18 protein-coding genes are annotated in these 20,665 nt (G+C 61.4%); 17 read left to right on the plus strand and 1 reads right to left on the minus strand.

Annotated features, from left to right (window positions below; genetic code table 11):
• Window positions 1–70: 70 nt before the first annotated feature.
• From ACWIVK_RS10310 to gyrA, 11 genes are all read left to right on the plus strand, one after another.
• Window positions 71–1,096, plus strand: coding sequence for a DnaJ C-terminal domain-containing protein (locus ACWIVK_RS10310; protein ID WP_448576593.1), 1,026 nt, complete (start codon window positions 71–73; stop codon window positions 1,094–1,096).
• A gap of 70 nt (window positions 1,097–1,166) precedes the next feature.
• The gene (locus ACWIVK_RS10315) at window positions 1,167–2,462 is read left to right on the plus strand and encodes an adenylosuccinate synthase (protein ID WP_448576595.1); all 1,296 of its coding nucleotides are present in this window, start codon (window positions 1,167–1,169) and stop codon (window positions 2,460–2,462) included.
• A 20-nt stretch (window positions 2,463–2,482) separates the two neighbouring features.
• Window positions 2,483–2,932 (plus strand): 3-hydroxyacyl-ACP dehydratase FabZ, encoded by a 450-nt coding sequence (fabZ, locus tag ACWIVK_RS10320; RefSeq protein WP_448576596.1) that lies wholly within the window; start codon window positions 2,483–2,485, stop codon window positions 2,930–2,932.
• Between the two features lie 51 nt (window positions 2,933–2,983).
• A complete protein-coding gene (locus tag ACWIVK_RS10325) occupies window positions 2,984–3,970 on the plus strand; it encodes a glycosyltransferase family 9 protein (protein WP_448576597.1) in 987 nt (328 codons plus the stop codon).
• Complete coding sequence (locus ACWIVK_RS10330; protein WP_448576598.1) at window positions 3,967–5,124, plus strand: glycosyltransferase family 9 protein; 1,158 nt, start codon at window positions 3,967–3,969, stop codon at window positions 5,122–5,124. The genes ACWIVK_RS10325 and ACWIVK_RS10330 overlap by 4 nt, the downstream gene beginning before the upstream one ends.
• A complete protein-coding gene (locus ACWIVK_RS10335; protein ID WP_448576599.1) occupies window positions 5,121–6,227 on the plus strand; it encodes a glycosyltransferase family 4 protein in 1,107 nt (368 codons plus the stop codon). Before ACWIVK_RS10330 ends, ACWIVK_RS10335 begins: the two co-directional genes overlap by 4 nt.
• Entirely contained in the window at window positions 6,224–7,336 is a 1,113-nt protein-coding gene (locus tag ACWIVK_RS10340) for a glycosyltransferase family 9 protein (protein WP_448576600.1), read from the plus strand. Before ACWIVK_RS10335 ends, ACWIVK_RS10340 begins: the two co-directional genes overlap by 4 nt.
• 439 nt (window positions 7,337–7,775) lie before the next feature.
• A complete protein-coding gene (locus ACWIVK_RS10345; RefSeq protein WP_448576601.1) occupies window positions 7,776–8,891 on the plus strand; it encodes an inositol-3-phosphate synthase in 1,116 nt (371 codons plus the stop codon).
• Between the two features lie 217 nt (window positions 8,892–9,108).
• Window positions 9,109–9,594, plus strand: a complete 486-nt coding sequence (locus tag ACWIVK_RS10350; protein WP_448576602.1) for a hypothetical protein — start codon at window positions 9,109–9,111, stop codon at window positions 9,592–9,594.
• Window positions 9,591–10,565: a lysophospholipid acyltransferase family protein gene (locus ACWIVK_RS10355; RefSeq protein ID WP_448576603.1), complete on the plus strand. Its 975-nt coding sequence runs from the start codon at window positions 9,591–9,593 to the stop codon at window positions 10,563–10,565. The genes ACWIVK_RS10350 and ACWIVK_RS10355 overlap by 4 nt, the downstream gene beginning before the upstream one ends.
• 126 nt (window positions 10,566–10,691) lie before the next feature.
• The gene (gene gyrA / locus ACWIVK_RS10360) at window positions 10,692–13,187 is read left to right on the plus strand and encodes a DNA gyrase subunit A (RefSeq protein WP_448576604.1); all 2,496 of its coding nucleotides are present in this window, start codon (window positions 10,692–10,694) and stop codon (window positions 13,185–13,187) included.
• Here gyrA and ACWIVK_RS10365 read toward each other — a convergent pair.
• Window positions 13,095–13,985: a hypothetical protein gene (locus ACWIVK_RS10365; protein WP_448576605.1), complete on the minus strand. Its 891-nt coding sequence runs from the start codon at window positions 13,983–13,985 to the stop codon at window positions 13,095–13,097. The genes gyrA and ACWIVK_RS10365 overlap by 93 nt on opposite strands.
• 77 nt (window positions 13,986–14,062) lie before the next feature.
• Between ACWIVK_RS10365 and nadD the strand changes: the two genes are divergently transcribed.
• The 6 genes from nadD (at window position 14,063) to purE (ending at window position 20,661) form a co-directional block, all read left to right on the plus strand.
• Window positions 14,063–14,707, plus strand: coding sequence for a nicotinate-nucleotide adenylyltransferase (gene nadD, locus ACWIVK_RS10370; protein WP_448576606.1), 645 nt, complete (start codon window positions 14,063–14,065; stop codon window positions 14,705–14,707).
• Window positions 14,708–14,750: 43 nt separating this feature from the next.
• Window positions 14,751–16,220, plus strand: coding sequence for a protein translocase subunit SecD (gene secD / locus ACWIVK_RS10375; RefSeq protein WP_448576608.1), 1,470 nt, complete (start codon window positions 14,751–14,753; stop codon window positions 16,218–16,220).
• 12 nt (window positions 16,221–16,232) lie between these two features.
• Window positions 16,233–17,156, plus strand: coding sequence for a protein translocase subunit SecF (secF, locus tag ACWIVK_RS10380; RefSeq protein WP_448576609.1), 924 nt, complete (start codon window positions 16,233–16,235; stop codon window positions 17,154–17,156).
• Window positions 17,157–17,166: 10 nt separating this feature from the next.
• Window positions 17,167–18,534, plus strand: a complete 1,368-nt coding sequence (locus ACWIVK_RS10385) for an NAD(P)/FAD-dependent oxidoreductase (RefSeq protein WP_448576610.1) — start codon at window positions 17,167–17,169, stop codon at window positions 18,532–18,534.
• A 135-nt stretch (window positions 18,535–18,669) separates the two neighbouring features.
• Window positions 18,670–20,130 carry an NADP-dependent isocitrate dehydrogenase gene (locus tag ACWIVK_RS10390; RefSeq protein WP_448576612.1) on the plus strand — a complete coding sequence of 487 codons (1,461 nt, stop codon included), beginning with the start codon at window positions 18,670–18,672 and terminating at the stop codon, window positions 20,128–20,130.
• Between the two features lie 60 nt (window positions 20,131–20,190).
• The gene (gene purE / locus ACWIVK_RS10395; RefSeq protein WP_448576658.1) at window positions 20,191–20,661 is read left to right on the plus strand and encodes a 5-(carboxyamino)imidazole ribonucleotide mutase; all 471 of its coding nucleotides are present in this window, start codon (window positions 20,191–20,193) and stop codon (window positions 20,659–20,661) included.
• The last annotated feature ends 4 nt before the right edge of the window (window positions 20,662–20,665 follow it).

The raw sequence follows: 20,665 nt of genomic DNA on the forward strand, positions 1-20,665 counted from the left end.
CGACTTGCTACGGATCGACTCAACCTCTATACTCGAAGTCGGAACGTAACAGACTGGGTGACGGGCAACGATGGAGTTCAAGGATTACTACAAGATTCTCGGCGTGCCACGCGATGCGGATCAGGAGACGATCCGCAAGGCCTACTTGCGTCTCGCGCGCAAGTACCACCCTGACGTCAACAAATCGCCGGACGCCGAGGAAAAATTCAAGGAAATCAATGAAGCGTACGAGGTTCTTCGCGATCCGGAAAAGCGTGCTCGCTACGATCGCTTCGGAGCCGACTGGGAGCGCTATCAGCAGGCCGCTGGGACACAAGGAACCACCACCGATTTCGAGGAATGGTTCTTCGGCACTCGCGGTCGAGCGCAGCGTGATCGTCGTCGAACGAGTGATTTCTCCGACTTTTTCGACCTTTTGTTCGGCGATCTAGGGGACTTCTTCGGGACGACGGGTGAGCGCATCCGGACACGCGCCCGTCCGGAGCGCGGACAGGATTACGAGCATCCGATCGAAGTGACGCTCCGCGAAGCATATCATGGTGCGACCCGCCGCATCGATGTGAAGATCGACGAGCGTTGTCCAGCCTGCAATGGCACAGGACTGAACGGACGCGGCATCTGCCCTGTCTGTGGTGGTAGCGGCTATGTGACCCGTACCAAGACGCTCGAAGTCAAGATCCCTGCTGGAGTGCGAGATGGCTCGCGCATCCGCATCGCCGGTCAGGGCGGCCCTGGCGTGAACGGCGGGCCACCGGGTGACCTCTATCTCCGTGTGCACCTGTTACCCGACCCGCAGTTCACGCTCGAGGGCGACCATGTGCGAACTGAGGTAGAAGTGCCTCTCTACACCGCGATTCTCGGCGGAGAGGTCACTGTTCCGACGCTCGATCGACCGGTCGTTCTGCGCATTCCACCGGGTACACAAAACGGGCAGGTCTTCCGCTTGCGCGGCAAGGGGATGCCGTCACTGCGCACCGGCCAGCGCGGTGACCTCCTGGTCAAGGTCAAAGTGATCCTGCCGACTGATCTCACCGAGGAAGAGCGACGCCTGTTCGAGCGACTTCGCGAACTCCGTCAGGTGCGCACGCGCGCCTGATCGTCCTGGCGATGCTATAGTTCACCGGGCAGAATCGCCCGCAGTGACCGAGCGACGAGGAGTCGACGCGATGCCAGTCACGATCGTTCTCGGCGGCCAGTGGGGCGACGAGGGGAAGGGGAAAATTACCGATGCCCTCGCCGCCACAGCCGATATCGTCGTCCGGCCGAACGGATCCACCAACGCTGGTCACACCGTCGTCACCGATGAAGGCGTCTTCAAACTCCACGTGATCCCCTCCGGCATCCTCTACCCGCACTGCACCTGCATCATCGGGGCCGGGGTTGCCGTTTCGCCGCCTGATTTCCTTCGCGAGATCGAAAGCTTGCGCGAACGACACGCTCGTCTCGGGCAGCTCTACATCAGCGACCGAGCACATGTCATCATGCCGTATCATCCCCTGCTCGATCTCTACGAAGAGCGGCGACGGGGAGCTGCCGGTATCGGCACCACTCTGCGCGGCAACGGCCCAGCCTTCACCGACAAGATCGCTCGCCGGGGCATCCGCATCGCCGACCTGTTGCCTGGAGCCGAGCGCTCGTTGCGTCACAAACTCGAGATCCTTTTGCCTGAGAAGAATGCTCTGTTCATCCATCTCTATGGCGAGTCACCGCTCGACCTCGATCAGCTCCTCGAGCAAGCGCGCGCCTGGGGTGAGGCACTCGCTCCGTACGTGATCGCGGCGGAAGTCTTCGTCCAAGACGCGCTCGATGCTGGAAAGTCAGTGATCATCGAAGCCGCCCAAGGCACGATGCTCGACCCTGACTATGGGACGTACCCTTACGTGACGTCCAGTTCCCCCACCGCAGCCGGTGCCTGCCAGGGAGCTGGGGTCGCACCGACACAAGTCGATCGAGTCGTCGGTGTCTTCAAAGCCTACACCACGCGGGTCGGCGCTGGTCCCTTCCCGACCGAACTCACTGACGAGACCGGCCAACTCATTCGCGAGCGCGGTCGCGAGTACGGCACGACGACCGGGCGTCCGCGGCGAGTCGGTTGGTTCGATGCGGTAGCCGCACGGTATTCTGCACGCCTCAACGGCATGACCGAAGCGGCACTCACGAAACTCGACATGCTCGATCCCTTGCCGGAAGTGCGTATTTGCGTCGGCTACCGTATCGGCAACCAGGAAGTCTCGGCACCGCCTGCTCAAGTGGAGCGCTACGCAGCGGTCGAACCGGTCTACGAGGTTTTGCCTGGCTGGCAGTGCGACACCAGCCAAGTAACCTCCTTCGATGATCTGCCGTCGGCAGCACAGCGCTACGTGGCTCGGATCGAGGAGTTGATCGGTGTACCCATCACGATGATCGGCGTCGGTCCAGCTCGTCGCCAGATTCTTTGGCGACCAGCTGGTGCTCTGACGTGATCGAGACCGAGGAGACCAGCATGCTGGAAGCCTGGCAAATTCAGGAGATCATCCCGCACCGCTATCCCTTTCTCCTGGTCGATCGCATCATCGAGATTGAATGGGGGCAGCGCGCCGTCGGCATCAAAAATGTGACGGTCAACGAGCCGTTCTTCGTCGGTCACTTTCCCGGGAATCCGGTGATGCCTGGTGTGCTCATCATCGAAGCACTTGCCCAGGTCGGCGCCGTTGCTCTCCTCGGTCATCCGCAGTATCGGGGTAAAACTGCCTTCTTCGCGGGCATCGATGGAGTGCGTTTCAAACGGCCAGTTCGCCCCGGCGATACCTTGCGGCTCGAAGTTCAAATCGGTAAGGTCCGTCGCAATATCGGAAACGGTACCGGGCGAGCTACCGTCGACGGAGAACTCGCCGCCGAGGGAGAGATTCTCTTCGCACTCCTGGACCCGGAAGCTGCACGGGCGACGCGCTGACCCATGCACCGCGTTCTCGTCGTCAAACCCTGCTGCCTGGGCGACGCGCTGATGGCGACGCCTGTCCTGCGAGCGCTCCGTACGACTTACCCCGACACGACGATCGATATCGCGGTCACTCCTTGGGCCGCTCCCGCCTTCGACGGTCATCCGGCTGTCCGGCGACTCGTTCCCTACCCGGAGCGCCCCTCTGTCCCGAGTTTCGTCCGTCTCGCACAGCGTTTGCGAGCCGAACGATACGACGCGGCTCTCGGCCTCGACCGTTCCCCTTGGGTAGGAATGCTGCTCTGGGCCAGCGGTATTCCCGTGCGAGCAGGTCTGGCCGTGGGCTGGCGCGGGCTCCTGTATACGCACCGCGTATCCCCTCGCCCGGGTCGACACGAGTCCGAGCAGTATCTCGCCGTCGCAGCGCAGCTCGGGGTGGTCCCACGCGGACTCGAGCCAGAGTTCATCGTGCCTGAGTCCATCGCGCGAGCGATCCGCGAGCGCGTACGCCGTTTCCGTCGACCACTCGTCGTCATCCATCCTGGCGGAGCGATCAACCCTGGTAGTCGGTTGCTGGCCAAGCGTTGGCCGCCCGAACGCTTCGCGCTGGTAGCCGACCGCCTTTATCAGGTGCATGGAAGTACGATCATCCTCGTCGGCGCTGCGACCGATCGCGATGCGACGGCTTCTGTCCTTGCTCATGCTCGTACGCCCCTCATCGACTGGACTGACCAGTTGAGCTGGCCGGAATTAGCAGCCCTCCTGGCTGAGGCCGACCTCTTCATTGGTAACGATACGGGGGCCGGCCATCTGGCTGCCGCAGTGGGGACAGCGACCGTGTCGATCTTCGGTCCGACGAGTCCACTGCTCTACCGTCCTCTCGGTCGCAAGAGCGTCGTCTGTGCCCCGTCGGCCAGCTGGGAACTGCGGGAGCCCCGTGACCTGCGTCGCCTCTCGACGATCGCAGATCGCCTGGATATCAGCCAGGTGACCGTCGACCACGTTGTCGAAGCGGCGTCTCGGCTTCTCGAAGGGAACCGTGGGACCGCATGACGCGTGACTTGGTGCGCCGGCTCGTCCGTCGACTGGGATCCACTGTCCCAGCTCCTTCCCTGACACCGAGCACTCGACGCGAGGTCATCCTGCTTCGTCCTGACCACCTGGGCGATGCGCTCCTGACGATTCCTGCCTTGCGTGCTCTCCGGGCTACCGAGCACCAGTTGTACCTGACGCTTCTCGTCGGGCCATGGGCTCGAGAGGTCTTCACGCTTCGCGGGCTGGTCGACGAGGTCCTCGTTGCTCCGTTCCCAGGCTTTCGCCGAGAGCCCACTCGAAATCCGTTCGAGCCCTATGGACTGCTTCTGCGACTCGCTGGCAGTCTCCGACGACGCGGTCCCATGGCCCTGGTCGTCCTGCGCGATGATCACTGGTGGGGAGCCTGGCTCGGCGCGCTTGCTGGTGTTCCGCTACGCGTGGGAGCGGATCATCCTGCTGTCCGCCCGTTTTTGACGCACCCGATCCCCCTCCGGAGCCGGCATGTAGCCGCGCAAAATCTCGAATTGGTCACTGCACTCTTGACAGTGCTAGGATACAGGAACGATTCGCGTCGGCTGACACCGGAAGCACATCCTCTGACATGGCCGCACGATCCAGGCGCCGCACGAACTGTCCGGAACGTCCTCGAACGCTACAGCATTGTAGCTCCCTACATCGTCGTACATCCGGGTAGTGGAGCCCCCGCCAAGTGCTGGCCGGAAGAACGGTGGGCAACGCTCGTCGACGAACTCGCTGCACGTGGTTACCGCGTGCTGCTCACCGGCTCCGCCTCCGAGTACGCGCTCCTCGCCAAAATCGTTACCGCGACGCACAGCCGTCCTCATAACCTCGCGGGGAAGCTCTCCCTTTCAGAACTAGCCGAGTTGTTGCGGGAAGCAGCGCTCGTCATCGGGACCGATACGGGCCCCCTTCACCTCGCGGTCGCCGTGGGCAGCCCGACCGTCCATCTCTTCGGTCCGACTCGACCCGAGCGGTTCGGACCGTGGGGCCCGAGAGCCCGACATCGGGTCCTCCACGCGCAGTTGTGCTGCCCGCGCTGCGGTGATATCGGACCGGATCGCGCCTGCGGGACTGGCTGTATGATGGCAATCGACGTCGGCGATGTGCTGCGAGCTGCTCTGGAGCTTCTCGAGAGTCGTTCGACACGATGAGTACTCCGCTGATCGGTATCGACGCGAGCCGCGCTTGTCGGGAACAGATGACGGGAACGGAACGATATGCGCGACGCGTGATCGACGGCTTGCTCGCGCTACCGAGCCCGGTCCGCTTCCGTCTTTATCTCGATCGGACCGATCCGATTCCCGCTGACTGGACGACAGCTGAGATCCGCCCGATACCGTTCCCTCGGCTCTGGACGCATCTCCGCCTGGCTTGCGAACTGCGGCAGAACCCAGTCTCGCTCCTCTTCGTTCCGGCCCATGTGCTGCCCTTCAGCTGCCCAGTTCCGGCCGTCGTCACCGTCCACGATCTCGGTTATCGCTACGAGCCGGACGCTCATCCACTGGCGCAACGCCTCTACCTCGAACTCGGAACGCGCCAAAGCGTTCGCCGGGCCCGGCTCGTCATCGCGATTTCACAGGCCACCGCTCGCGATCTCACACGGTTCTACCGAGTTCCCGACGATCGCATCAGGATCGTCCCGCATGGTGTCGACGAACGATTCTTCCCACGTCCTGAATCGGAACGAGCGGCTGTTCGCCAACGTTACGGTCTCGCACGGCCATTTCTCCTCTTCGTCGGCACCTTGCAACCCCGCAAGAACATCGTGCGACTCGTGCAAGCGTTCGAACTCCTCGCCCGCTCCGAGAAAGACCTGGATCTCGTCCTCGCGGGCAAGCGAGGCTGGCTCGCTGGTTCCATCGAGCAGGCACTCGCATCTAGTCCCGTGCGTCACCGAATCCACTGGCTCGGACACGTCGCGGAGGAAGACCTTCCCGCGCTCTATAGCGCAGCCGAGGTCTTCGTTTACCCATCGTTGTACGAAGGGTTCGGTTTGCCAGTCCTCGAAGCGATGGCGAGCGGTGTACCGGTCGTAACGACGCGTCGCGGCGCACTGGAAGAGATCGCTGGTCCAGCGCTCTTCTGTGACCCTTCGGATCCCCGGGATATCGCAGAAGCCATCCGCACGGCCCGCGACCCGCAACGGCGCGCGCGACTCGTCGCCGCGGGTCAAGAACATGCCCGGCGCTTTACCTGGCATCGTACAGCCACCGAAACGCTCGCAGTTCTGCTCGAAGCGGTGGGCGCTCCATGAGATCCGGACGCTTCGAACGAATGCTCCTGATCAAGATCGCTGATCTCGGTGATGCCGCCATTACCCTGCCGGCGATCTGCTCCCTCCGTCAGGCGTATCCGCAGGCGACGCTTCATGTCGTCAGTTCGCCCATCGGTGCAGAACTCTACCGGCTTTCTCCTGACATCGATCGCTGCTTCGTACTGGAGAAGTCGCGTCTCAAACGTCTCGATGGGGCCCTCGCTCTGGCTCGTCTCCTGTGGACACTCCGCCGGCAGCAATACGACGCGGTCGCACTGTTTCACCATCTCACGACGAGCGCCGGACGCTCGCTCTATCGGCTGCTTCTCGCTGCGACCGCGAGTCCAGTTCGGGCCGGTCTCGACAACGGTTTGGGGGCCTTTTTGACGCACCGGGTTCCCGACCGGGGCTTCGGCGCCTGCCCCGAGTGGGACTACGCTCGGGCCGTCGTCGAGGCACTCGGTGCGCGCTCCCTCCTCGAACGGCCACGCCTCCGACTCCCAGACGCCGCCCTCCAACGAGCCCAGCAGCTCGTCGGTCATGCACGAGATCGCCTCGTTGTCATCCATCCAGGTGTCGGCCCGTTCGCACCGGCACGACGCTGGCCGATCGAGTCGTTTACGACCGTGGCACGCGAACTCGCTCGACAGGGTTACCAGGTCGTGGCCACCGGAACAGCGAACGAGGAACCCGAAGCCAGAATGCTGCTGCAGACTCCCGGAGTGACGAGTTTGCTCGGCCGGACCGACCTCGCGACCCTGGTAGCCGTTTTGCAGCAGGCCAAACTCGTGATCGGCAACGACTCGGGAGTCACCCACCTCGCGGCCGTGCTGGGTCGCCCCACGGTGGCCATCTTCGGTCCCTCGAATCCTGACGCCTGGCGCCCATTGGAGGCCGAAATCGTCACCCCAGAAACACTGACGACGACGCAGGCTTCGGTTCTGGCTCTCACGGCTGCGCTCCCCTGCTCACCCTGCTGCTATGTCGGTTTTCGCGTCGGTCGGCCACAAGGCTGTTCCACCCGGACATGCCTGAGCGATCTCCATCCTGACGTCGTCCTACGCGCCGCACAGCAACTTCTCGACAGAGATCCTGACTCCTCCCGGTAAGAAACCGTCGACCGATGCGCAGTCGAGGTCGTTCGCTCCCGCCTTGCACGCCCGTTGGGCTGAAACAGCGTGCATCGAGCATGCTATCGCACTGACCGCGAAAGCTGTCACGAAGCCGATACCCAGCGAGGACACCAGAAGTCTCTTGGCATCCGGCAGAAGCTCCTGGCCCGCTCCATCCATCGTCCGCAAAAGTCGCTGCGAAGTGTGAACGATTTTCCCAGCATTTCCACGAATTTTTACCGCATACGGATCATGGATCGCGGATGCTCCGCGATCCACTTCCTGGCAGTTCCTCATTTTCTGTCGAACCCTGTCCCGTGCATTGCGTGCTCGCATTGACGCGCCTTCGACACGGTTTTACAATCCCACTCATGGAGCACCGGGCTCCCGTCTTTGCGTGGGGATCGCCGATTGCAGGAGAGGAATACGGTCAATCGTGGGAGAGCGAAAGATCCGCGTCGCGATCATAGGAGTCGGCAACTGCGCTTCATCCTTGGTGCAAGGTGTGCACTACTACCGGAATGCTGATCCGAACCAGTTCGTGCCTGGTCTCATGCATGTCGAACTGGGCGGCTATCACGTCGGCGATATCGAATTCACCGCTGCTTTCGACATCGACGTCAACAAGGTCGGAAAGGATCTGTCCGAAGCGATCTTCGCTCCACCCAATAACACGTACAAGTTCACCGATGTGCCGTACCTGGGCGCCCCGGTTTATCGTGGCATGACCCACGATGGCTTGGGCAAGTACCTCTCTCAGATCATCACCAAGGCTCCCGGACCGACCGCCGATATCGTGGGCATCCTCAAGGACACGAAAACGGATGTCGTCGTGAACTTCCTCCCTGTCGGAAGCGAGATGGCCACCAAGTGGTACGTCGAGCAAGTGCTCGATGCTGGCTGTGCCTTCGTCAACTGTATTCCCGTTTTCATCGCTCGAGAGGAATATTGGCAGCGGCGCTTCCGCGAGCGCGGCCTTCCGGTGATCGGAGATGATATCAAGAGCCAGGTCGGCGCAACGATCGTGCACCGCGTGTTGGCTCGCTTGTTCGCCGATCGCGGCGTGCGTATCGATCGCATGTACCAAATCAACTTCGGTGGAAATACCGACTTCCTGAACATGTTGGAGCGGGAGCGACTGGAGTCGAAGAAGATTTCCAAGACCAACGCGGTGACGAGCATTCTGGACTATCCGATTCCCGAGGAGAACGTGCACGTCGGTCCGAGCGACTACATCCCTTGGCTGAAGGACCGCAAGTGGTGTCACATTCGTATCGAGGGCACGACCTTCGGTGACGTGCCGATCAACCTCGAACTGAAGTTGGAAGTTTGGGACTCTCCCAACTCTGCCGGTGTGGTCATCGACGCGATTCGCTGTGCCAAGTTGGCCCTCGACGCAGGCATCAGCGGCGCGCTGATCGGCCCCAGCGCCTACTTCATGAAGTCGCCACCAGTCCAGTATCGCGACGAGGAAGCGCGCGAAATGGTGGAAGCGTTCATCCGCGAGACCGTCGCCCAGCGCGAGCGCCTCGCGACACCGGAGAATGCGTGACTCCGACTTCCTCTTCGGAGACGCGGGGGTGGTGACTGGTTCACACCACCCCCACACGTCTCTGCTGAGCGGCGAGAGCGAGAAAGATCAGCGAGTCTCCATTCTGTGCAGCAATCTGTCTTACGTTCTTCACGAACCCTCCTCCAGCGCGACAGTCAGACGGTTCGTCCAGCAGCTCTTCGGCAACGCTCGTACGGCTATCCGGGCATCCCGCCGGATGGAAACTTGGACCGATGAACGTTTCCTTCCGACTATCGTGGTTCGCGATGAGCGCGTGCTTTGGGACTTCCAGCGTGACGCATCCCCCATTGTCCTGACTATCGATCTCGGCGCTTCCTCCTTGTTGCATCGCGCCCTGCACCTGCTTCTCCCATCGACATCCTCGATAAGAACTCTCTGGTCGCTCGATCGCTGGTCAGCCGAAGCACGGTCGTATCGCTGCACGCTCTTTCGCGCCGAGACGACGATCGCTCTACCAGCTCCGCCCGAATTTCCCGCGTGGTTCGCTATACTCGTTTTCCGTCCGGGCTGGCGCTCGTTGTTGCTCGACTTGTCGCGCTTGTCAGTGGCAACGTTCCACCGCGATCTCGTCCGCACGCTCGAGCGCGTCATCCGCGACTACACCGATCAATGGTGGTGCTGGCGACCGTGGTGGCCTGTACCCGCCGAGGAGGCGCTGCCCGAGCTGCAGGGGGAAGGATGAGTTTGCTTTGGGCACTCCGTATCGGAGCACTTTTGACGCTCATCGTCCCAGCGCGGCTCGGCTATTGGCTTTGTCGCGTCATCGGCATCGCGGTCTTCCTCTTTCATCCTCGCGCACGACGTGCCGTCTTGGACAATCTTCGCCACGTCTGCCCTCGCTGCTCCCGTCTCTGGCGAACGCGCCAAGCCGCACGAGTCTTCGTCGCGGCCGTGATGAACTACTACGATCTCGTCCGTATCCGCACGGTAGATCGTCACCGCTTGCGTGAACTCATCGAAGTGCGCGGTTGGGACCACGTCGAAGCAGCGCTGGCTCGGCAGCAGGGGGTGATCGTCCTCTCAGCTCATTTGGGTAATTTCAACGTCGTTGCTCAGTATCCCGCCGAACTCGGCCTGGAGGCTGCAATCGTCGTGGAGCGCGTGCAGCCACCCTCGCTCTTCGCTTATCTCTGCCGGTTACGAAGCGCCACCGGCGTTCGGGTACTGCCATCCGGACCGGAAGCTGTGCCAGCGATCCTTCGGCTACTGCGCCGTAACGGGATTCTCCTCGTCGCAGGCGACCGCGACGTGACGGGGCACAGTCGCCTCGTGCGCTTCTTCGACGCGCCAGCCCGGTTGCCGATCGGTCCCATCATGCTCGCGCGACGCACCGGGGCAACGCTTCTGCCCGCCTACACGATTCGCCTCTCTCCCCGACGATCTTTGGTCGTCGTCGACCCACCTTTGGATATCGTCCACACGGATGACCAGGAACACGACCTGCAGGCGAACCTCGAGGTGGTCGCCCGCGCGCTGGAGCGGATGATCCGCACTGACCCCGGCCAGTGGGCAGTGCTCCAGCCAGTGTGGGCGGACACATCTTTACCGACTCCGCTCGCTGAGGCGCTCGGGACTGTGCCGGCCAGTGTCCCCGAAGGCACGGCACTCCAGGCCACGAGCGACCAGCCAACCGGACGTTCGCAAAACGAGTGAGCCCATAGGCGTTTTCACACTCGAATACTCGGACAAGATGGACATCCTTATCCCTACCCCTATCAGGAAGTAGGGCCACGACTCTGGTAAAATCCAGCGGGTGGGTCAGCGATGGACGGCGGAGCGATGAGCGAGCAACAAATCGGACGTATCCGCGTCATCAGTATCGAAGAAGAGATGAAGCGCTCGTATCTCGATTACGCGATGAGCGTGATCGTGCAACGAGCGTTGCCAGACGTGCGCGACGGACTCAAACCAGTCCAGCGGCGCATTTTGTACGGCATGTACGAGATGGGGCTGCGCCCTACTGCCAAGTATCGCAAGAGCGCAGGTATCGTCGGTGAGGTCCTGAAGTCTTATCACCCCCACGGGGACAGTGCGGTCTACGACGCCTTGGTTCGCATGGTCCAACCATTCACCATGCGGTACCCGTTGATCGACGGGCAGGGAAACTTCGGTTCCGTCGACGGCGATAGTGCCGCCGCGATGCGCTACACCGAGGCACGCCTCGCTCCGATCGCTGAAGAACTCCTCGCGGACATCGACAAGCAAACCGTCGACTTCGTGCCCAACTATGACGATAGCACGCGCGAACCTTCTGTCCTTCCAGCCCGACTACCGAATCTTCTCGTCAACGGGGCGAGCGGCATCGCGGTCGGTATGGCCACCAATATTCCCCCACACAATCTCGGCGAAGTCGTCGATGCACTGGTCTACCTCATCGACAATCCTGAAGCGACTGTCGAGGAATTGGTCGAACGACTGCCCGGTCCGGACTTTCCGACCGGAGGAATCATCCTGGGACGAGAAGGAATTTTGGCCGCCTACGCGACCGGCCGCGGACGCATCGTCGTCCGCGCGCGGGCCCACATCGAGGAGACTGGGCGGGGTCGGACCAGCATCATCGTCACCGAGCTACCCTATCAAGTGAACAAGGCTGCGCTCATCGAGCGCATTGCAGAACTCGTCAAGAGCGGGCGCTTGGAAGGCATCCATGATCTGCGCGATGAATCCGACCGCGACGGTCTGCGCATCGTGATCGAGCTCAAACGTGACGCACAACCGAAAGCTGTGCTCAACAATCTATTCAAGCATACCCAACTGCAAACCACGTTCGGTGTCAATATGCTCGCACTAGTCGACGGGGTTTTACCGCGCGTCCTGACCCTCAAGCGCCTGCTTCAGCTGTATTTGGAACACCGCCAACAGGTGATCCGTCGGCGCACCGAGTTCGACCTTCGTCAGGCCGAGCGGCGAGCCCACGTCCTGGAAGGTCTGAAGATCGCGCTGGATCACCTCGACGAGGTCATCAGCACGATCCGCAACGCCCGATCGGCCGAGGATGCCCGACAGCAGTTGATGGCGCGTTTCGGCTTGACCGAAATCCAGGCCAACGCCATCCTCGACATGCAGCTGCGTCGCCTTGCGGCCTTGGAGCGACAGAAGATCGAGGACGAGTATCGGGAGTTGCTCGCACGGATCGCCGAACTGCGTGCGCTCCTCGCCGACGCGGCGAAGATCTTGGCCGTCGTACGCCAGGAGCTTCTCGAGCTCAAAGAACGATACGGGGATCCCCGGCGAACCCAGATCCAGGAAGCCAGTAGCGAGATCAGCGACGAGGACTTGGTTCCCCGCGTCGATGTCATCGTCACGCTGACGTCACGGGGTTATGTGAAGCGTAGTACGAACGGCCATTTCCGTGTCCAACATCGTGGTGGCCGGGGCGTGAATGGCATGGCGGTTCGGGACGAGGACTCGATCCAGCACATCGTGCTCGCCAGTACGCATGATTCGCTCCTCTTTTTCACCAACCGTGGTCGCGTCTTCCAGCTGCCGACTTACGAACTCCCCGATGTGGGACGCAACGCGCGGGGGCTCCCGATCGTCAACTTCCTCAACCTCCAGCCGGGTGAAGAAGTCACGACCCTCCTGCCAGTACGGGACTTCTCGACCGCGATGTTTCTGTTCTTCTGCACGCGCCAAGGCCGGGTCAAGCGTGTCCGGCTCGAGGAATTCTCCAATGTCCGCACGAGTGGCCTCATCGCCATGTCGTTGGATGCGGGAGACGAACTGGCCTGGGTACGCGCCACGAGTGGCTCGGACGAGATCATTCTGATCACTGCTCGAGGCCAGGCCATCCGCTTCCACGAGGACGACGTACGACCGATGGGTCGACAGGCTGGAGGAGTCATCGGTATTCGTTTGGACGAGGGCGACGCTGTCATCGCGGCGGAAGTCGTGCGCCCGGAGGGCGACCTTTTGCTGGTCTCCCAGTACGGCTATGGCAAGCGCACCTCTCTCGACGAGTTCCGAACCCAAGGACGCGGCGGATCCGGTGTCATCGCCATGAAGGTCACACCGCGCACCGGCCACGTGGCTGCCGCGACGGTCGCCCGTGAGGAAGACACTGCCGTTCTGGTCAGCCGGCGCGGACGCATGATCCTCGTTCCGGTTGCGCAAATCCCACGCCAAGGTCGGCACACGCAGGGAGTGAGCGTCATGCGACTCCAGGAAGGGGACGAGGTCGCTTCAGTCGCGGTCGGTCTCTTGGGCGAAGCCCTCGCTCCGTCGCGGTCGTCCCAGGAAGTACTCAGCGGTGACGGTGTCGAGCGAGCGAACTAACCAGCGACGAACCCGCGAGAAGAACAGCGCCACCGCGATCAACGCCTGGCCACTCCACAAGAGGACACCGAGCGGCTGATTCTGCATCAGCCGTTCGAGTGTTCCATTCGTTCCCAGCAGGCCGAGATAGGAGACGGTTCCGCTGATGACGACCCATGAGGCGGCTCGTGCCGGAACCATGCGCGCGACGAGCGTCACGAGCGCTCCAGCCAAACACGCGAGCCCGATTGCGACCGCCAACGCGGGAGTCGTCGCATCGCGTGCCCCTGGCAGAATACCGGTCGGGCCAGCCAAGACGAGCCACAACGCCAGCACCTGGGCTAGCGGGCTCCACATCGCCCGTCTGTGCTCGACGAGGATCGCCGCGCCGATCATCACGAGAACCAGCGCCAAACCGATCTCTGTCGCCAACAGGATCGATTTCCCCGTTGACACTTCCGTCGGGAGAAGGATCCACGCTTGCACGACCGCAAGAGGCAGCGCCAAACCAATCGCAAGAGTTTCGATCAGACTCGCTGTTCGGAGACGCAACGGAAGACGGAACAGCGGCGAGGCGACCAGCGCCGTGGTACCGGCCAATGCAGGCAATACGAGGAGCGCGGTCGAACGACCGGGTTGTGTCACGGCGAGCATGGCGGCGAGCATCGCCGCCATGCGTAAAGCGATCAGCCAACCGATATCGAGGCGCAACCCCGGAGGAACCTGCTCACGGCGTGACGACTTCTCTTCTGCTTCCGAAAAGCGGGGCGGCTCCCATCTCGCTTCCGCTTCTTCTCGGTTCTCCGTTGGATGATCCATTCGCCTGCTCCTCCGTCCGAACGCAGAGTGTACGATTGCCGACGACTGAAGACGAATCGGTCGAGGAGGAGCGTTGGGTGCCACGGCTCGGGATCTTCGGTGGAACGTTCGATCCTATCCATCACGGGCATCTGATCGTCGCTGAGGTGCTCAGGGAGGAACTTCAGCTCTCGCGGGTCCTCTTCTTGCCAGCAGGGCAGCCGCCGCACAAGATCGGGCGACCGATCACCCCCATCCCTCACCGGCTCGCGATGCTCCAACTCGCCCTCCAGGGGAACCCGCATTTCGCGATTTCCTACGTCGATGTTCGCCGACCCGGTCCCTGCTATACCGTGGACAGCCTCACTGTGCTGCGTCATGAGTATCCCGATGCGGAACTCGTTTTTCTGATGGGCGAAGACTCGCTCCACGATCTTCCGACCTGGCACCAGCCGAATCGCATCGCCGAGTTGGCTCTCCTCGGGGTCGCTCTGCGCCCTGGCATCGCGGTCGATCTCGAGTCCGTTTTTGCTCGCGTTCCGGCAGCACGCGATCGAGTCATACTCGTCCCCGTGCCACTCATCCAGATCGCAGCGAGCGACATACGGCGGCGTGTCGCTCAAGGACGAACGATCCGCTATCAGGTTCCGCCCGTCGTCGAGGAGTACATCGCTCGACACGGGCTCTACCGGACGATCGAGACGGTGATACCACCGATGACGACGCGAACCTCGGGAGTATAATCCCCGCGGCGTGGTGCACCGCGCGAGTGAAAGAGAGGACCGCGTGCGTATCCGTCCGTGGCAAACGTTGATCGTCATCGTTCTCCTGAGCCTGGCAGCAGTCTGGGTCGATCTCCCCGGCCAGCAACTCGACCCATTCGGATGGAAGCGCTCGATCACGGTCCGGCTCGGCCTGGATCTCCAAGGCGGCGTCCAGCTCGTCCTCCAGGCACGCCCCCCAGCTGGTGTCACGGTGACGCAGGAAGTCCTCCAAGGAACGCGGGACACGATCGAACGCCGCGTCAATGGACTGGGGGTCAGCGAACCAGTCATACAGACACGTGGGACCGATCAGATTCTCGTAGAACTTCCTGGTTTCCAAGATCCCGAGCGCGCGGTACGCGTCCTGCAACGGACTGCTTTATTGGAAATCATCGATACCAAAGGCGAATTCTTACCGGTCGGTACGATCGTCAACACGACAGCTGGCCCTGCCAGCGATGTCGCACCGACGCCGACAACGAGCGCGAGCACACCGACGACAGCGAACGAGCCTGCGGCCGCGAGCGAGACGGTAGGCGCAACGCCCGACGCCACCCCGACTCCAGCAGCGACAACAGAGCCGACCGGCACGGTTTACGAGACCATCGTCACCGGTGCTGATCTGAAAGACGCCTATCCGACGACCGATCAGTTCGGGAATCTCGTCGTCGGTTTCGAGTTGAAACCAGAGGCAGCGGGCCGTTTCTATCAGTACACGAGCACGCATATCGGCCAGCCCATGTCGATCGTCGTCGACAAACAGGTCATCAACACGGCGACGATCAAAGATGCTATTCGCGATCGTGGTATCATCCAGGGGCTGACTGCGCAAGAAGTTCGCGATTTGGCACTTCAACTGAAGTCCGGTGCCCTCGCTGTGCCGCTCGAGGTCGTGCAGAGCCGAACCGTCGGCCCCACACTCGGCCAGGATTCGATTCGCAAGAGCATCGTAGCGGGAATCGTCGGACTCAGCTTGGTGGCGCTCTTCATGCTCTTGTACTACCGACTACCAGGATTCATTTCCGTCATTGCACTGCTCCTGTATACGGCCTACGTTTTTGCACTCTTCAAGCTGATTCCGGTGGTTCTGACACTGCCCGGCATTGCAGGGTTCATCTTGTCCATCGGTATGGCCGTCGACGCGAACGTGCTCATCTTTGCACGCATCCGCGAGGAACTTCGCCTCGGTCGCCCGATCGCTCGCGCTATCGAGGAAGGCTTCAATCATGCTTGGCCCTCGATCCGGGACTCCAACATTTCCACGATGATCTCCTGCATGATCTTGTTCTGGTTCGGACGGTATGTCGGTGCCACGATCATCCAAGGGTTCGCCTTGACGCTCTTCATCGGTGTTGCCGTCAGCATGTTCACCGCGATCGTCGTGACCCGTACGCTTCTGCGCCTGCTGTTGACGCGCCGCATTTTCCGCGACGTCCGCTGGTTCGGTATCTCACCGTCACAGGTCGCGATGGCGCCAGCACGCGGTGATTGAGAGGGAACGTCGATGCTCGATTTGGTCGGTAAGCGGTACTACTGGTTTCTTCTGTCGTTGATCGTCATCATTCCCGGGCTGCTCTCGCTGGCCGTTCACGGTGTCCGTTTGAGCATCGATTTCACCGGCGGGACGCTGTGGGAAATTCAGCTCAGCCGGCCGGTTCAGCCCGGCGATGTGCGGCAAGTGCTCGCTCAGCACGGCATCGATGACGCGATCGTTCAGACAGCCGATAACAATGTCGTCTTGATCCGTATGCGGGAGCTCAAAGAGGGTTCCCCGGAAAAGGAGAAGTTGGTTCAGGCTCTCCGCGCCTCGTTCGGAGACGTCACGGAGCTTCGCTTAGAATCGGTCGGACCGACCTTGGGAACGGCGATCCGGAACCGCGCGATCGTCGCTGTTGCCTTGACGACGGTGGGTATCTTGCTGTACATCGCTTGGGCTTTCCGGAACACGAACAATCCCTTTCTCTACGGGATAGCTGCCGTCATCGCGATGTTGCATGATGTCGCTGTCGTCGTCGGTATCTTCTCCATTCTCGGCTGGTTGCGCGGCGTCGAAGTCGATGCGTTGTTCGTGACGGCTTTGCTCACGGTGATCGGCTTTTCGGTTCACGATACGATCGTGGTCTTCGACCGTATCCGGGAAAATCTCGCCCGCCGAGCAGCTCCGACCTTCGAACAGATCGTGAACTACAGCCTCGTACAGACACTCGTCCGCTCGATCAATACTTCACTCACGGTCGTGCTGACGCTGCTCGCACTCTATCTGCTCGGAGGCGAAACGATCCGGACGTTCGTGCTCGCCCTGCTGATCGGCATCGTCAGCGGGACCTACTCGTCCATCTTCAACGCCAGCCAAATCGTCGTCGTCTGGGAAAACCGCGAACTCCATCGATTGTTCGCGCGCTTGCGACGTCAACACGCTCCTGCCTGAGGGACACCGCATGCCGACTGCGCTTCGCATCGGGATCATCGGTGGTGGTATCGCAGGCTTGACTGCAGCTTATCGTCTCGCTCACCAGGGGCATCGGGTCGTTCTCTGGGAACGACAGCGGCAGCTCGGTGGACAGGCGGCCGCTTTTCCGTTGCTCGGCACAGCGCTGGAATACTTCTATCATCACCTCTTCCTGAGCGACCGAGATATCGTTCGCTTGATCGAAGAGCTCGGTTTGGCTGATCGGCTCGTTTGGCTACCCTCGCGAGTCGGCTTCTTCGCTCGCGGACGCATCTATCCGCTCTCCAGTGCGCTCGATGTCTTACGACTAGGCGTCGTTCCCTTGCCCGATCGATTGCGTATCGGCTTGGTGACCCTCTATCTCCAGCACGTCCACGATTGGCAACGCTTCGAGTACGTGACCGCGGAACAGTGGTTACGCCGCTGGATCGGAGACCGCGCGTTCGAACGTGTCTGGGGCGCGCAGCTCCGCGCCAAGTTCGGACCGCGCGCCGGGGACGTCGCCATGGCCTGGTTCTGGAACAAGATTTATCTTCGAACCCAGTCCCGGCGATCGCTCTTCGAGCGCGAGCGGCTCGGCTACATTCTCGGCAGTTTCAACGTCCTGATCGATCGGCTCGCACGAGCGATCCAGGAAGCTGGCGGAGCGATCCACCCGGGAGTCGGGGTCGAGGTGATCGAACGGCATGAGGACAGTTGGCTCGTGCGCGACTCGAGTGGGGCGACCACGCTGGTCGACATCGTCGTGGCCACCGTCCCGAGCCCGCTCGTCGCAAAACTCTTTCCGCAACTTCCTGAGACCTACCGGCACAAGCTGCTGGGTACCGCTTACCAAGCAGCCGTCACCCTCCTCCTCCAGTCGCGCCACCGACTGAGCGAGATCTACTGGCTGAATATCGGCGATCCTGATCTCCCGTATACCGGCATCATCGAACATACGAACTTCATACCACCGTCCTATTACCAGGGCCGCCACCTCATCTACGTGAGCAAATACGTCGATCAGAGCCATCCCTATCTCGCGCTTCGTGACGAGGAAGTTCTCGCGGCCGCACTGCACCACTTGCCGAAAGTCAACCCGTCGTTCTCATCCGAGTGGATCGAGGACTACTGGGTTTTTCGAGAGCGAGCTGCCCAGCCGATCGTCACCTTGCGCTACAGTGAGCAGATCCCGGAGCATCGGACACCGTTGCCGGGTGTCTACGTCGCCAATACCGCGCAGATCTATCCGGAGGACCGTGGCACCAATTACAGCGTCCGCCTCGGCAACGTCGTCGCTACAATGATCGCAAATGACTTGCGCGAGGGCCGAATCGCACCGCCCACCAGAGTCAGCGGTACCACCGACGATCGCTAGACGAGGATCGCGATAACCTTCAGCAATGGAAGCGATAAACCAGCGGTTGACAACGGGCCGGTCTCTCGAGTATGGTGCCCGATCAGGCTGGGCAGACCGCCAGCGATCGAGCAGTCGAGAGGAAGCGGTGCAACGATGAAGTACGTCGTGACCCCGAATGGGAAAAAACTCGTGACCTTGATACCAGGCGATGGCGTCGGGCCAGAGATCGTGGAAAGTGCTTGCCGACTCATCGAGGCAGTTGGTGCACCGATCGAGTGGGAAGTCCGGCGAGCCGGTGCGAGCGTCTTCCGCGAAGGGATCGCGAGCGGTGTACCGGATGACACGATCGAGTCGATCAAACGCACCCGGGTGGTCCTGAAGGGACCACTGGAAACACCTGTCGGCTATGGCGAGAAGAGTGCCAATGTGACGTTGCGCAAGCTCTTCGAGGCCTTCGCGAACGTCCGCCCGGTGCGCGAACTCCCCTCGGTTCCCACTCCCTATCGCGGACGCAACATCGATCTCGTCGTCGTACGGGAGAATATCGAAGATCTCTACGCTGCTATCGAATACCGCGAAACTCCTGGAGTGACTATCGCCCATAAGCTGATATCCTATAAAGGAAGCGAAAAGATCATCCGCTTTGCATTCGAACTTGCCCGCGCTGAAGGCAGAAAGAAAGTTACGTGCGCGACCAAGTCCAATATTTTGAAACTGACCGAAGGGTGGTTTCAGCACATCTTTGAGGAAGTCGCTTCCGAGTATCCGGACATCGAAGCGAACCACCTCATCATCGATAACTGTGCACACCAGCTCGTCAAGGCTCCTGAGCAGTTCGAGGTCATCGTCACGACCAATCTGAACGGCGATATCGTCTCCGATCTCGCCTCGGGTCTGGTCGGCGGGCTCGGCTTCGCTGCCTCAGGTAATTACGGCCACGAGGTAGCCATCTTCGAACCAGTTCACGGCACAGCACCCAAGTATGCTGGGAAGAACGTCATCAATCCCACCGCCATGATCCTTACTTCAGTGATGATGTTGCGCTACATCGACGAGTTCGAAGCAGCGGAGACGATCGAGCAAGCCCTCATCGTCACGCTCGAAGAAGGGAAAGCGCTCACCCGCGATGTCGTCGGCGACGAGCGAGCCGTCTCGACGACGGCCTTCACCGATGCGATCATTGCCAATCTCGGCCGTCGTTCCGCAACGTGGCAGTCACGCCCTTACCAACCGATTCGTATTCCGGCACAGCGCCCGGAACTCGATCCGATTCGTCCCAGTCGACGCCGTGTGGTGGGCATCGACCTCATCATCGAAGGTACCGAACCACCTCACGTCTTGGGACCCAATCTCGAACACCTGGTGGGCGATCTCCCTCTACGGCTTCACCTCATTTCGAGTCGTGGTCTTCAGGTCTATCCTGACGTCGGTACCACTATCGATTATGTCGACCACTGGCGCTGCCGATTCTTGAGCCGTGACGAGGAAATCTCCACAGCAACGGTCACTGCCCTGCTCGAACGAGTCAGCGCTCGCTATCGTTGGAGTCGAGTCCAACTGCTTCACGAACTCGATGGGGAGCCTGGTTTTACCCGTGCCCAAGGCGAGGACTGAGAGAGGGATCGCGCCGTGCAGGCATCGAACGTTTTCTCGCGCCCGCTCGTCGGCATCATCATGGGCTCGCGATCCGACTGGGAAACCATGAGTCATGCCGCCAGCACGCTCGATCGGTTGGCTATCCCGTACGAGGTCCGTGTCGTGTCAGCCCATCGGACTCCGGACCTCATGTTCGAGTACGCGGTGACAGCCGAAGCGCGCGGCATCGAGGTCATCATCGCCGGAGCTGGGGGCGCTGCCCATCTGCCCGGTATGACCGCCGCCAAGACGGTCTTGCCGGTTCTCGGCGTACCGGTGCAGAGCCAAACGCTGCACGGACTCGATTCGCTGCTCTCTATCGTCCAGATGCCAGCCGGAGTACCGGTCGGCACACTGGCCATCGGTCGTGCCGGTGCGGTCAATGCTGCGCTCCTGGCAGCAGCGATCCTCGGGACGAAGTACCCCGAGATCCGCGAGCGTCTCCGCAGCTTCCGAGACGAGCAAACCCGCGCGGTTTTGGAAAACCCTGACCCGAGACAGGCACCGTGAAGGA

Source organism: Thermomicrobium sp. (assembly GCF_053493975.1).